At 46.5% G+C, this 12,508-nt stretch carries 13 protein-coding genes, 1 pseudogene and 1 riboswitch; of the genes and pseudogenes, 7 read left to right on the top strand and 7 right to left on the bottom strand.

What is annotated here, in order from left to right; genetic code table 11:
- Window positions 1-270 precede the first annotated feature (270 nt).
- From fdhF to SIC45_RS04810, 3 genes are all read left to right on the top strand, one after another.
- Complete coding sequence (fdhF, locus tag SIC45_RS04820; protein ID WP_319631274.1) at window positions 271-3,225, top strand: formate dehydrogenase subunit alpha; 2,955 nt, start codon at window positions 271-273, stop codon at window positions 3,223-3,225.
- Window positions 3,225-3,761: a DUF1641 domain-containing protein gene (locus SIC45_RS04815; RefSeq protein ID WP_319631273.1), complete on the top strand. Its 537-nt coding sequence runs from the start codon at window positions 3,225-3,227 to the stop codon at window positions 3,759-3,761. The genes fdhF and SIC45_RS04815 overlap by 1 nt, the downstream gene beginning before the upstream one ends.
- A gap of 104 nt (window positions 3,762-3,865) precedes the next feature.
- Window positions 3,866-4,561: a phosphatase PAP2 family protein gene (locus SIC45_RS04810; protein WP_413645498.1), complete on the top strand. Its 696-nt coding sequence runs from the start codon at window positions 3,866-3,868 to the stop codon at window positions 4,559-4,561.
- Window positions 4,562-4,606: 45 nt separating this feature from the next.
- On the opposite strand, the gene SIC45_RS04805 is transcribed toward SIC45_RS04810, so the two are convergent.
- From SIC45_RS04805 to SIC45_RS04790, 4 genes and pseudogenes are all read right to left on the bottom strand, one after another.
- Complete coding sequence (locus SIC45_RS04805) at window positions 4,607-5,581, bottom strand: rhodanese-related sulfurtransferase (RefSeq protein WP_319631271.1); 975 nt, start codon at window positions 5,579-5,581, stop codon at window positions 4,607-4,609.
- 339 nt (window positions 5,582-5,920) lie between these two features.
- Entirely contained in the window at window positions 5,921-6,181 is a 261-nt protein-coding gene (locus SIC45_RS04800) for a holin (protein WP_298784009.1), read from the bottom strand.
- A gap of 168 nt (window positions 6,182-6,349) precedes the next feature.
- Window positions 6,350-6,616 carry a hypothetical protein gene (locus tag SIC45_RS04795; RefSeq protein ID WP_298784007.1) on the bottom strand — a complete coding sequence of 89 codons (267 nt, stop codon included), beginning with the start codon at window positions 6,614-6,616 and terminating at the stop codon, window positions 6,350-6,352.
- Between the two features lie 122 nt (window positions 6,617-6,738).
- Window positions 6,739-7,206, bottom strand: a pseudogene (locus SIC45_RS04790) (N-acetylmuramoyl-L-alanine amidase family protein); the annotation flags it as partial.
- 230 nt (window positions 7,207-7,436) lie between these two features.
- Here SIC45_RS04790 and SIC45_RS04785 point away from each other — a divergent pair.
- Window positions 7,437-7,847, top strand: coding sequence for an Rrf2 family transcriptional regulator (locus SIC45_RS04785; protein WP_319631270.1), 411 nt, complete (start codon window positions 7,437-7,439; stop codon window positions 7,845-7,847).
- 102 nt (window positions 7,848-7,949) lie between these two features.
- The gene (locus tag SIC45_RS04780) at window positions 7,950-8,315 is read left to right on the top strand and encodes an IDEAL domain-containing protein (RefSeq protein ID WP_298784001.1); all 366 of its coding nucleotides are present in this window, start codon (window positions 7,950-7,952) and stop codon (window positions 8,313-8,315) included.
- 75 nt (window positions 8,316-8,390) lie between these two features.
- Here the strand turns inward: SIC45_RS04780 and SIC45_RS04775 are convergent, their stop codons facing one another.
- The 3 genes from SIC45_RS04775 to SIC45_RS04765 form a co-directional block, all read right to left on the bottom strand.
- Window positions 8,391-9,218: an STAS domain-containing protein gene (locus tag SIC45_RS04775; protein ID WP_298784000.1), complete on the bottom strand. Its 828-nt coding sequence runs from the start codon at window positions 9,216-9,218 to the stop codon at window positions 8,391-8,393.
- 73 nt (window positions 9,219-9,291) lie between these two features.
- Window positions 9,292-10,056 carry an SDR family NAD(P)-dependent oxidoreductase gene (locus SIC45_RS04770; protein WP_319631269.1) on the bottom strand — a complete coding sequence of 255 codons (765 nt, stop codon included), beginning with the start codon at window positions 10,054-10,056 and terminating at the stop codon, window positions 9,292-9,294.
- Window positions 10,053-10,181 carry an SDR family NAD(P)-dependent oxidoreductase gene (locus SIC45_RS04765; RefSeq protein WP_319631268.1) on the bottom strand — a complete coding sequence of 43 codons (129 nt, stop codon included), beginning with the start codon at window positions 10,179-10,181 and terminating at the stop codon, window positions 10,053-10,055. Before SIC45_RS04765 ends, SIC45_RS04770 begins: the two co-directional genes overlap by 4 nt.
- A gap of 213 nt (window positions 10,182-10,394) precedes the next feature.
- A riboswitch (purine riboswitch) is annotated at window positions 10,395-10,492 on the top strand.
- Window positions 10,493-10,531: 39 nt separating this feature from the next.
- Here SIC45_RS04765 and SIC45_RS04760 point away from each other — a divergent pair.
- Window positions 10,532-11,884, top strand: coding sequence for a 5'-deoxyadenosine deaminase (locus SIC45_RS04760; protein WP_319631267.1), 1,353 nt, complete (start codon window positions 10,532-10,534; stop codon window positions 11,882-11,884).
- Window positions 11,885-11,969: 85 nt separating this feature from the next.
- The gene (locus SIC45_RS04755; protein WP_319631266.1) at window positions 11,970-12,455 is read left to right on the top strand and encodes a macro domain-containing protein; all 486 of its coding nucleotides are present in this window, start codon (window positions 11,970-11,972) and stop codon (window positions 12,453-12,455) included.
- Window positions 12,456-12,508 lie beyond the last annotated feature (53 nt).

Here is a 12,508-nt window from a genome sequence, read left to right as displayed (position 1 = left end):
TGCTATCCAAAAGCATTATAATCTAGTTTTGATGTAATCACAAATACCACCAGGATCACTAGATATGGCTGATAATTATTAAAATATAGTTTTAAATTCCTAATTTCGTGGAAATGTGGAAGTAAACCTTTATTATTTTTTACATTTTTCTATATTATACCTAGAATAAAGGTGCACTCCCTTGACTCTTACATAAGCGAGTGCTGCATTCATCCGTTGTCTACTACTTCTTTATTCCTTTAGCCCAACTTTATTTCCAAAAATGGAAGGATGATTATTTTGTCGATTATTCGAGTAACGATGAATGGCACTGAGCGCAAAGTATCGGATGACTCCACAATCCTGGACTACACGCGCGGCACTAATGAGGAAGTGCCAAATGTCTGTTATCACCCGAGCCTTGGTGCGATTGAAACCTGTGACACCTGTATGGTGAAGGTGAACGGAGAAATTGTTCGTGCCTGTTCCACCGAATTTAAAGAAGATGATGTCATTGAAACACTTACTCCTGATGTCGATCAGGCGCAGAAAATTGCGATGGACCGGATTCTGCATAATCACGAGCTGTACTGTACCGTCTGTGATTACAATAACGGCGGCTGTGAAATCCATAACACGGTGGAAGCGATGCGTGTCGAACACCAGAGCGTTCCTTTTGAAACTAAACCGTATGAAAAAGACTATACGAACCCGCACTATCGCTACGACCCTGATCAGTGCATCCTCTGCGGACGCTGTGTGGAAGCCTGTCAGGACGTCCAGGTGACCGAGACCCTTTCCATCGACTGGGAACGTGAACGTCCCCGCGTTATCTGGGACAACGATGTTCCTATCGGCGAATCCTCCTGTGTCTCCTGTGGTCACTGCTCGACCGTATGCCCATGTAACGCTTTAATTGAAACAAACATGGAAGGTGAAGCCGGCTACATGACTGGCCTGAAAGAAGATACCCTCCGTCCGATGATTGACATCACCAAGGACGTTGAAACCGGCTACAGCTCGATTTTGGCTCTATCCAATATGGAGTCCAAAATGCGTGACGACCGTATTGAAAAAACGAAAACAGTTTGTACTTATTGCGGCGTCGGCTGCAGCTTTGACGTGTGGACGAAGGATCGCGAAATCCTGAAAATTGAGCCGCAGGCAGAAGCACCGGCAAACGGTATTTCCACCTGTGTGAAGGGCAAATTCGGCTGGGACTTTGTGAACAGCGAAGAACGCCTTCAGAATCCACTTGTCCGGGAAAACGGCCAGTTTGTCGAAACTACGTGGGAGAATGCTTTAGATGTTATTCAGAAAAACTTTACTTCCATTAAGGAAGAGAGCGGCAACGATGCTCTCGCGTTTATCAGCTCTTCCAAAACGACGAACGAAGAATCCTATCTTATGCAGAAGCTCTCCCGTTCCGTAATGGGAACAAACAATATTGATAACTGCTCCCGTTACTGTCAGACCCCTGCGACTCAGGGACTCTTCCGTACAGTGGGATACGGCGGTGACACCGGCACAATAGAGGATATTAAAAACGCGGAGCTTATTATTACCGTCGGGACAAACACATCAGAGTCCCACCCGGTTCTTGCCACTCGTATTAAAAGCTCCCATAAGCTGCGCAACCAGAAGCTGATCGTCTCTGACATCAGAAAGCACGAAATGGCAGAGCGCTCGGACATGTTTATCCAGCCGAAGCCGGGCTCGGATCTTGTATGGCTGAACGCAGTAGCGAAATACATTATCGATCAGGGCTGGGAGGATACAGAGTTCATTAATGAACGCGTGGATTACTACGACGATTTTGTTAAAGAACTCGAAATGTACACAATCGATTACGCCGTGGAACAGACTGGGCTTTCCCGTGAGGAACTGATTGGCATTGCCGAAAGCATTCATGAAGCTGATACTACCTGTGCCCTATGGGCGATGGGCGTCACCCAGCACTCCGGTGGTGCCGATACAAGTACGGCCATATCGAACCTGCTCCTTGTCTCCGGCAACTACGGCCGTCACGGCACTGGTGCCTATCCGCTTCGCGGACATAATAATGTCCAGGGTGCGACGGACTTTGGCAGTGCGCCGAACCTTCTTCCAGGCTATCAGTCTGTAGAAGATGAAGACATCCGCCGCAAATTTGAACAGGGCTGGAACACCGAGCTTTCCGGTGAAGTCGGCATGACGAACCATGAAATGGTCGATGCAATGCACGAAGGCCGCCTGCGAAGCCTGTATCTGAAAGGCGAGGAAATGGCACTTGTGGACTCCAACATAAACTACGTGCAGCAGGGCTTTGAAAAGCTTGATTTCTTCGTGGTTCAGGATATTTTCCTCTCCGAGACTGCCAAGTTTGCTGACGTCGTGCTCCCGGCGAGCCCGAGCCTGGAAAAAGACGGAACATTTGTAAACACTGAGCGCCGCTTCCAGCGTTTATACAAAGCACTTGATCCACTGGGTAACTCTAAGCCGGACTGGGAGATTCTTCAGCTTGTGGCCAACCGTATGGGCGCGGACTGGGACTACAGCCACCCATCGGAAATCATGGCAGAAGCAGCTTCACTCTGCCCATTCTTCGAAGGAGTTTCCTACGAACGGCTTGAAGGATATGACTCTCTCGTATGGCCTGTGACAAAAGAAGGTCAGGACGAGCCGCTTCTTTACGAATCCCGTTTCCAGTTCCCGAACGGAAAAGCGAGATTTTACCCGGTTCATTGGACAGAGCCGCAGACCTTTGGCGAACAGTATGATCTGCACGTGAACAACGGCCGTATGCTTGAGCATTTCCACGAAGGCAATATGACTTATAAATCGGAAGGCATCACGCTGAAAACACCTGACAACTTTGTCGAGATTTCTCCGGAGCTCGCCGAGGAACGAGGGCTTGAAAGCGGAGCACTTGTACGGCTGAAATCACCATACGGAGCTTTACGCATCCAGGCACTTGTCACTGACCGCGTGAAAGAAAAACAGCTTTACATTCCGATGAATAATTCCGGCGAATCAGCAATCAACCGCCTCACGAGCAGCGAAGCGGATAAGGATACGGATACACCGGCCTATAAAGAAACACAGGTATTCATGGAAATACTCAGCACAGACGGCGAAGCACCGATGCCGAAAAACAATTTCCGTTACGGAAATCCTAACCCGCAGAACGGTGTGGAAGTTGAACGCAAATGGAAACGTAACGATTACATCTTCCCTGGCGACATGGTGAGAAAGGAGAACCGCTAATGGCTGAGCGCATAACTCATATCGAAAAGCTGAAATTCTCCGAGGAAGAAATCAAACAGCGGGACATGGAAGAACTCCAGTCCCAGCTGCTTGATAACAAAGACAGCCTGGAAAAGATGATGCGCACCGCAAACCTTCTTGATGAATCCGGCCTGCTTGATATGGCAAATGGGCTTCTCAGCGAAGGCGATAAGGTGTTAAACGTGGCGGTAAACGCGATGAATACCGAAGGAAGCACTAATATGATCAAAAACCTGCTTCTTCTCGCTGGTGAAGCCGGCAAACTCGATATCGAAAGCATGCAGCCACTCCTGCTGAAATTAAATAAAGGGCTTGAACGTGTGGCAAAGCTTGAAGAAGAGAAGGAACAGGAAAAGCAGACCGTGAACATTTTCCAATTGTTAAAACTCCTCCGGGACCCAGAAGTAAATCATACGCTCTCACTCGGCATTGCTTTTATGCGCGGCATGGGTGAAACCGGCAAACCCGAGATGGAAAAAGAACAGGAAAACAAGAAACCAAACACCAAAGTTTAACCATCACTACCCAACACACTCCAGGCTGCCCCACGCAGCCTGGTTTTTCGTTTAAACCCAAAGCTGTCAAGGGAATAGTTTTGAAAAATAAACTAAGGGAGTAAATGTCATTGTCTTTCAAGGATCTTCAACTGTCCGATATACCAAAAAGTTCGTGGATACTTATCATTGCCGGCCTGCTCACGCTGTTTACGACAGCTTTTCTGTTTTTGGAAATGGGTGAAAAAGTACTCGAACAGGAAACGTTTAGGATCGATCAAACAGCTCAAAATATTGTATCAGCGCTCAACACTGATATCCTGCAGTCTATGATGGGATTGATTACGGAGGGCGGCTCGGTAACATGGCTGACAGTCGGTGCCGCAATTACCACGATCTATTTGTTGTTTTTTTCATCCTTCAGCAGATGGACTGCTGTTTTTTTTGCCGTAAATATGATCGGCATCAGTATCATCACCACTGTTTTAAAAAACTTTTTCTCCCGGCAGCGCCCGGAAGTGCTCGCAGCCTATGATGGGACCGGGTACAGCTTTCCGAGCGGTCATTCTACAGGCGCTGTTACATTTTACGGCTTTCTCGCCTATCTCGTTATCCGAAGTACACTGGCGACTGTATGGAAGTGGGTATTCGGAGTATTGCTGTCGCTCGCTGCTCTTCTTGTCGCTGTCAGCCGTATGTTCCTGGATGTTCATTACTTTACGGACGTACTCGCAGGCATTTCAGCCGGCTTATTTTGGCTGCTCATCTGCATCATCGCCCTCGAGCTTACGCTTTGGAACAAACACCGCCGACAGACCTAAATGAAGCCCCCGGCAAAGGATGCCGGAGGCTTCATTTATTTGTATTTATGCGTTTTGCATCTGTTCTGCTTTTCTCGCTTCGATTTTTTCCTGCACGTCTTCTGCCATCAGTCCCTGCTCTTCCATATAACGGTTTCTCGGATGAGTCATGCATTCTATCGTGCAGCTTCTCATATATTTATGCTCATTTTCTTCAGAGCAGATGATTTGATTGTTGCAGTCAGGATCTGCACAGTTAACGTACCGTTCGCACGGTTTCCCGTCAAAGTGGTCCCTGCCTATTACGCGATGCTCGACCTGATTGATTGGCACACTGATGCGCTGGTCAAACACATAGCATCTTCCGTCCCACAGCTCCCCCTTCACTTCAGGATCCTTACCGTAGGAAACAATGCCGCCATGAAGCTGCGCCACATCGTCAAATCCTTCTTCTTTCAAGAATCCGGAAAACTTCTCACAGCGGATGCCTCCGGTACAATAGGTTAATATTTTTTTACCTTCAAGCTGTTCCCGGTTTTCTCTCACCCAGTCCGGCAGCTCCCGGAAAGCGTTAATATCCGGGCGAATGGCTCCCCGGAAATGCCCGAGATCATATTCATAGTCATTCCGGGCATCAAGAACGATGGTTTCATCGCTTTGAAGCGCCTCGTAAAACTCTTTCGGACTCAGGTGTTCACCAGTCTGTTCATTTGGATTAATGTCATCCTCGAGGTACAGCGACACCAGCTCTGAACGCGGACGCACATGCATTTTTTTGAATGCGTGTCCCTCAGCATAATCCACCTTAAATTCGGTGTCTTTAAAACGCTCATCCCCTGTCAGCTCCTGCATGTATGCTTCCGTCTGCTCTACAGTGCCGGAAACAGTACCATTGATGCCTTCCTCTGCCACAATGATCCGCCCCTTCAGACCAACCTCCTTGCAGAAAGCCAGATGCTCCGCAGCAAAGGTTTCAGGGTCTTCCACGTACGTGTAATTGTAATACAGTAACACCCGGTACGATTGATTTTCTTCTGTCATTTGTTCTCACCTATCCGGAATATATTTGCAAGATACATTCCTGACTCCCTGTCTTGCAATCAGGAAGCCTTGTCACACAAGGGTTCTATACTTTTCTTTTCGTTATCCCGCGTAAAATACCCACACAGCACCCACGTAATTCAAAAAAGCATAACAAAACCTCAATAAAAATCCCCTGCTGCTAAAGCGGGGATTTCATGTTGTGCGCAGACACATTATATAAAAATTTTCCTGTGCCGGCAAACGAAAAAGTTTTCTGAACAAGAGGAAAACATTGATTTTTATACTTCTTCTATCTGTTTTCTATCTCTATCTTCACTTAGTTTTCAGCAGCATATTTTACTGTTTTCTGCTTTTCTGCACATTTTCAAAAATTCCGGTGCCTCCCAGTCCAGCAAGCACTCCTGCCCATACTCGTTCTGCCAGCGCAGCGCTTGTGTACGGAAAAGGGACAAGTGCCAGGACTGCCCCGATTCCGAGCGTGAGAAGGGGAATATACTTTTTCGGCAGCGGGAGCGCCTGCTTTAACAGCTGCATCAGCGCCGTACTTGCCGTACCGATGAATGACATGTACAGCAGAAATTCTGCACTCACTTCCATTTTTATGCCTCCCTTTAATTTTCATTCTCCTTACAAAAGGCATATATACTTCTGCTATTAAACCATTCTGATCAATTAACTTTTCAAACAATAAAAAAGGCCCGGAGTAACCGGACCCTTTGTATATAATATTCAATTCATTCAGCTTTTTTGTCATCCGCTTTCTCTTTACTCCGTCAGCGGCTCCCTGGCAGGCATGGCTCCCTTTTCTATATACTCAGCCATCCCACGCACAATTTCCTCAGCTCCGTATTTTTTTGCCTCTAATGGATACATTTCTTCGACAGTATCCAAATAAAAGGAAAGATCTTTATTACGTAGAAAATGGGAATAGTATTCGCGTTCGCTCTGGAATTCGTGTCTTGATCTCGTTTGAGCAACAGACTGCATTTCAATGTCCGCTAGAGTACGGACCACCTCTTCAAATGTTTTCATGTCTTCACTCCTTTTCATAGGATCAATGACACGCAAAAGTACAATACATGGATAGAATTATATTATACCATGAAAAGATGCGCTATTTCTAATTTGAAATTCAAAACATTAATGATATTCACTCAAGCCCAAATAAATCGCATTAGCTGCTTCATTGCGAAACGCACTCGTCTGCATGTCAGCAGCCTCCTCTTATTTGATACAAAACCAAGCTCTACAAGCGCGGCCGGCATTGCCGTATTTCTCAATACGCTAAAATTTGCAGACTTTATCCCGCGGTCATTGTTGTTAAATTCATTTACCATATTCGTTTGAAGATCCGAGGCAAGTTCACTGCCCTCGCTGCTTTGCGGGTAGTAGTATGTCTCTGAACCATCTGCGGAGGCTGTGGAAGCTGAATTTGCATGAATGTTGACAAAAGCATCAGCTCCCGCCTCATTGGCAATCCTCGCTCGTTCTTTCAGTTCTACAAAGTTATCGCCGGAGCGGTTCATAATTACGTTCGCCCCTCCCTGCTCAAGTCTTTCTTTTGTACGTACTGCCACATCATTGACCAGTTCTTTTTCATATACACCGTTACCTGTGGCGCCGGAATCATATCCTCAATATTTTATATAAAACCCACATCCCTATTTCCGTTAATTTCCATTTTATTAATCCATTAGTTTCTTAAAATATCACATGTGTATATTAAATTAAGAAATAAATCGCTGTTCAATAATTAAGAATGTTTTAAGCCAATTGCGATTGACAAACAAAACTGTAATATTTATAATTACAGTATAAACATTAATAATACTTTTCATCCGGAGAGATATGTATGAACAGTCATTTTTCTTTAGCTGTACACAGCTTAACCCTTCTTGCCCTCCAGCCGGAGAAGACCGCTTCAAGTACTTTCATTGCTGAAAGTGCCTCTGTGCACCCGGTAAGGATACGAAAAGTGTTAAGCCTGTTAAAGCAGCATGAGTTGATTCATTCCAAGGAAGGCGCAGGTGGTGGCTTTATTCTTTCACGGCCGCCGGAGGCTGTCACCTTGTGGGACGTCTACCAGATTACGTCAAAAGGGACTCTGCAGCCCCGATGCCCTGATGAAAATCCTGACTGTACCGTCGGGGCTAACATGAAGCAGGTGTTAGGCGGAGTTTTCTCAGAGGGGGAAAACGTCTTTGGAGAACATCTGGACCAGTTCACTATTGCTGACATGCTGAAAAAATGTATCACAAATTAACTGAGCAATGTTTTTGCATTCAAAAACAGGGAAATGTATAGTTATAGATAATTCAGATTACAACACTATTAATTAATAGGTAATCCTTAGGAGGTTACGCGAATGTTACCAACAAACGATATTATTTCGGTAGGAGATTGGGTTCGAGGAACCACCATTTATGGTGAATTGGTTGTAGGCTATGTAGAAGCAATTGAAGAATCTTATCAAACAATTAAAGTTAAAGTTATTTCTTCAGATAATCAGGATATTATGGAAAAATCAGCTGAACTGCTGCTGCACAAAGTAAGCAAGCTGAATACCGTGCAGCCCGTTTCAGAGGATGAACTGTATGATCTGATTGATCTTGCGCTTGTCACTAATGACAAACAGTGGTTCCTGGAGCTCACTGCCGAATTGAATAATAAAACAAATGTCGGTTCATCAAACGATTCTTCCTACGCGCTCTCGAACTACAGCGAGTACTAAGAATCCCGGCATGTTTAAGCACAAAAGCCCTTTGCAATAAATCTGCAAAGGGCTTTTTCTATGTCTGTAGACTTGTTATTCCTTGATCTGAATGTTCATTTTCTGTTCCAGGGCCTGCTGAAGATGAGCAAAGGTTTTTACTTTACTGAAATCAATACCGAGCCGAACAGCCGTTTCTGCGATTTCCGGACGAATTCCGGTAATGATGATTTCCGTTCCGATTAAACTCAGACCGTGATGCAGGTTGAACAACTGCTGGGCCACCATTGTATCGATAATCGGCACCCCGGACATGTCAATAATAAGTACATCGAGTTCAAGCTTTGCCACCTCTGTAAGAGTCACATCTTCAATCATTTTTGCCCGGTGCGTATCAATATCTCCGACAAGTGGGAGGACGCCAATATCCCCGATCAATTTAATGATCGGCACGCTCAGCTCCACCATCATCTGCTGCTGTGCCTCCAGCTGGGCTTCATTCATCTGATAGTAGTACTGGTTCACAAGCTCCAGTCCCTTTTCAAATACCGACTGAATTCTCTCCGCCCACTCGGCCACCTGCAGCGGGGAAATCTCGTCCTCACGTTCTTTGAAATAGGTGGACAGACGATGCCAGAGGTCAACACGCCCGACTCTGAAAAACTCTACTGAGTAAAATCTCGGGCCCTGATTTTCAAGCCCGTCCATCGCCGTGAGCTGTGCCCAGTCAGTAAGTGACGGTTCTTCCCCTATTACTGCTTTAGCCGTTTCCTCAATAAATCCCTTTAACCGTCCACGAAAGGCCTCCCTGCGTTCAGGATCGTCTGGGTAAATGGCTTCTGACTGCGCTTCAATATCTTCTATCCATGTAGTCACGATCTCTTCAGCATGGTTTAACATGAAATTGTACAGTTGTTTACTCAACGCCAATAATCCTTTCTATCATTTCCTGTATTTAATATATTTTAAAATACATAATCAAAAAAATAAAGCTGTCTTATTGATTTTCGTGTTTTAACCTATCGATCCACTCTGTCTCCAGGAGTCGTTCAACATTCGTCTGGTTCATGCTCCATTCCCATACCTTTTCCTGGAGCTCCTTATCGTAAGCATGTGGGGCGGTGTTTTCTTCAAAAGAATCAATAAAGTACCTGCCATGCACACCGTTTACTTCAGGGGAAGCGGCAAGGTACACCGATGTTTCCGCCCCTTCCGCAGCTGTGCGCAGCATTGGGCGGATAGTCTGGTGGATACGGCGCCCGAACCCGGTAGACCGGTCCACGCCAAGCATAGTACTTACCCCGCCGGGATGCAGGGCATTAACACGAATATTTGTCCCTTCGAGACGGGAAGCAAGGGCATATGTAAATAAAACGTTCGCCAGCTTTGACTGGGCGTACCCTTTCCACGTGCCATATCCCCTGGTTAAATGCGGGTCCGGAAAATGAATACTGCCATATTTGTGGGCTCCTGACGAAACGTTCACGATACGTGCCTCTTCTGCAGAACATTCAAGAAGAGGAAGAAGCTGTAGCGTCAGGGCAAAGTGCCCCAGATGATTCACACCGATCATACTTTCAAAACCGTCTTCGGTAAGCTCTCTTTTCAGTGATACAACGCCGGCATTGTTGACCAGCACGTCCACGCAGGGAACGATCTGTTCGAGCTGACGCACAAAGGTATGTATATCCTGAAGAGAGGAAAGATCGCAGCGCATCACCCGAACACGTGAAGCGCCGGTACTGGCCTTTATCCTCCTCATGGCTTCCCCCCGCGCTTTTCGTCCCGGACGGCCATAATGATATTGAATCCTTTCACGGCAAGCTGTTTCGCTGTTTCGAATCCCATTCCGGTATTTGCTCCGGTAATAATGGCTGTTTTCTCCATAATTTGCTCTCCTCTGGAATAGTATTGTTACTTTCCTATACCCATTGCTTCAGTTCTTCACTCTTTGTGATGTACATTTTCTGAAAATTATTCTGTTTCCTTTTAGAATAAACAGGAATAAAAACTAGAAGGACAAGCGTATACCGTCCAGTAAATCTTTTGTCACATTATCTCCCAATTCCATTGAAGTTTTTCAGATTCCCCGGTACGATGCAGGTATTACCACTTACCCTTCGTATATATTCAACAATTGGGTTGAACGTTTCTACTGGGAACCGTAATTTCCAACTACGAAGAACGCCTTTTGCGGGCGTTCTTCGTTTTTTTATGCATACAAAGGAGTGTTTACAATGACATCAATTTTAATACGGCAGGCAGAAATCATGACGATGAACGAAAACAATGACATTGTGTATGGTGACATACGAATTGAGAATGAATACATTAAAGAAATCCGTCCCTCTTTAACTCCCCATGCGGGTGAAAAAGTGATTGAAGCGCAGGGACGAACCGTGCTGCCCGGTTTTATCCATACCCATATTCACCTGTGCCAGGCGCTGTTTCGCAGTCAGGCGGATGATCTTGAACTGATGGATTGGCTGAAGGAACGCATATGGCCGATGGAAGCTGCCCACACTCCTGATTCTATCTACGCCTCAGCAATGCTCGGCATCGGCGAGTTAATCCGGAGCGGCACAACCACGATCGTCGACATGGAAACAGTCCACCATACAAACGCTGCCTTCGAAGCCATAGAAGCTTCCGGCATCCGGGCTTTATCCGGCAAAGTTATGATGGATAAAGGGGATGAACTTCCCGCCCCCCTGCTTGAAACCACGGACCAGTCCATCCAGGAAAGCGCCGATTTGTATGAAAAATGGAACGGCCGGGATAATGGTAGAATACGCTACGCGTTTTCCCCCCGGTTTGTTGTCTCCTGCTCTGAACCGCTGCTGCGCGAAGTTTCCCGCCTCTCCAGTCATTACGGGGCGTACGTGCACACCCACGCTTCGGAGAGCCGGGGAGAAATAGAAATTGTTGAAGCTGATACAGGCATGCGAAACGTAACGTACCTGGATCATCTTGGCCTCGTGCACCCGCGCCTTATCCTCGCCCACTGCGTCTGGCTCGATGACCATGAAAAGCAGATTATTAAACAAAAGGGCGCTCATATCAGCCATTGCCCAAGCTCCAATATGAAGCTTGCTTCCGGATTCGCAGAGATCCCGGACCTGCTGGATCACCATCACAATGTCAGTCTCGGCGCCGACGGCTCCCCGTGCAACAACACACTCGACATGTTTCAGGAAATGAGGATGGCTGCCCTCATTCATAAGCCCTCCTATGGCCCGACAGCCATGAATGCCAGACAGGTTCTTCGCATGGCAACCATCGAAGGCGCGAAAGCGGTCGGCCTTGACCAGGAAATTGGGAGCATTGAAATTGGCAAAAAAGCAGATTTGTCCATCCTGAATCTTTTCGATTTTCATACGTATCCGAGTGAAGGCGCAGATCCTTACTCCCGTGTTGTGTACGCCGCCTCCAAAGATCAGGTGGAAACCACCATCGTGAATGGCCGGATTGTCATGGAAGACCGCAATATGCAGACCATGAATAAAAACGACGTGCTCAGCGAGGCAAACAAAGAAGTAAAGCAGTTGTTCCACCGGGCTTCCCGGTATATGTCTAATTCTTTTGCATAAATTATGAGCAATCTCCTCCCTGCCGGCTGGAAATTCTGATATGCTGATGACGGAATAATAGCGCAGAAGGAAAGGAAGAGAAGATATGCTTAGTGCAAAACAAGGAGATATTACCACTGTCACCAATGTCGATTATATTTGCAATGCTGCCAACGGCCAGGGGACGATGGGTGGCGGCGTAGCTGCTGCCATCAAAAAAGCCGGGGGAGAAGCTATTGAACAGGAAGCAGCAGCCTACTGCAAAAAGAACGAACCGAAGCGAGGAGAGCTTTACACGACCACGGCGGCCAGCCTTCCGTATGAAGCCGTCCTTCATTTAGTGACAATGGAGGGCCCGGAGGAAAAATCGAATTACGACGTGGTTTATTCCTGTCTGCAGTCGTTAATACGCTACTGCCAGGAGAATCATATCTACCGGGTCGCCCTTCCGGCACTTGGGACGGCCACCGGTGGTCTTGATCCCGACACCGTCGCAATTTACTACCTGGAGCTGCTGCACAATGTAAGAGAAATTCAATTTATTGCTGTCGATATGGATGAAACGTTCATCCAGGCACTCGAAGCAAAATAGCACAGATTAAAGCCCCGGGATAAAAAATTCCGGGGCTTTTCATATTATTTTTT

It is taken from the genome of Marinococcus sp. PL1-022 (assembly GCF_033845285.1).
Taxonomy (GTDB): domain Bacteria; phylum Bacillota; class Bacilli; order Bacillales; family Marinococcaceae; genus Marinococcus.
This window is presented reverse-complemented; position numbering and strand designations above follow the sequence as displayed.

What these genes read in the sequence shown, in the direction of transcription:
- fdhF (WP_319631274.1), top strand. Translation starts at nt 271, where the DNA reads ATGATTATTTTGTCGATTATTCGAGTAACGATGAATGGCACTGAGCGC.
- SIC45_RS04805 (WP_319631271.1), bottom strand. Translation starts at nt 5,581, where the DNA reads ATGACAGAAGAAAATCAATCGTACCGGGTGTTACTGTATTACAATTAC.
- SIC45_RS04810 (WP_413645498.1), top strand. Translation starts at nt 3,866, where the DNA reads ATGTCATTGTCTTTCAAGGATCTTCAACTGTCCGATATACCAAAAAGT.
- SIC45_RS04780 (WP_298784001.1), top strand. Translation starts at nt 7,950, where the DNA reads ATGTTACCAACAAACGATATTATTTCGGTAGGAGATTGGGTTCGAGGA.
- SIC45_RS04800 (WP_298784009.1), bottom strand. Translation starts at nt 6,181, where the DNA reads ATGGAAGTGAGTGCAGAATTTCTGCTGTACATGTCATTCATCGGTACG.
- SIC45_RS04815 (WP_319631273.1), top strand. Translation starts at nt 3,225, where the DNA reads ATGGCTGAGCGCATAACTCATATCGAAAAGCTGAAATTCTCCGAGGAA.
- SIC45_RS04795 (WP_298784007.1), bottom strand. Translation starts at nt 6,616, where the DNA reads ATGAAAACATTTGAAGAGGTGGTCCGTACTCTAGCGGACATTGAAATG.
- SIC45_RS04770 (WP_319631269.1), bottom strand. Translation starts at nt 10,056, where the DNA reads ATGAGGAGGATAAAGGCCAGTACCGGCGCTTCACGTGTTCGGGTGATG.
- SIC45_RS04785 (WP_319631270.1), top strand. Translation starts at nt 7,437, where the DNA reads ATGAACAGTCATTTTTCTTTAGCTGTACACAGCTTAACCCTTCTTGCC.
- SIC45_RS04760 (WP_319631267.1), top strand. Translation starts at nt 10,532, where the DNA reads ATGACATCAATTTTAATACGGCAGGCAGAAATCATGACGATGAACGAA.
- SIC45_RS04755 (WP_319631266.1), top strand. Translation starts at nt 11,970, where the DNA reads ATGCTTAGTGCAAAACAAGGAGATATTACCACTGTCACCAATGTCGAT.
- SIC45_RS04765 (WP_319631268.1), bottom strand. Translation starts at nt 10,181, where the DNA reads ATGGAGAAAACAGCCATTATTACCGGAGCAAATACCGGAATGGGATTC.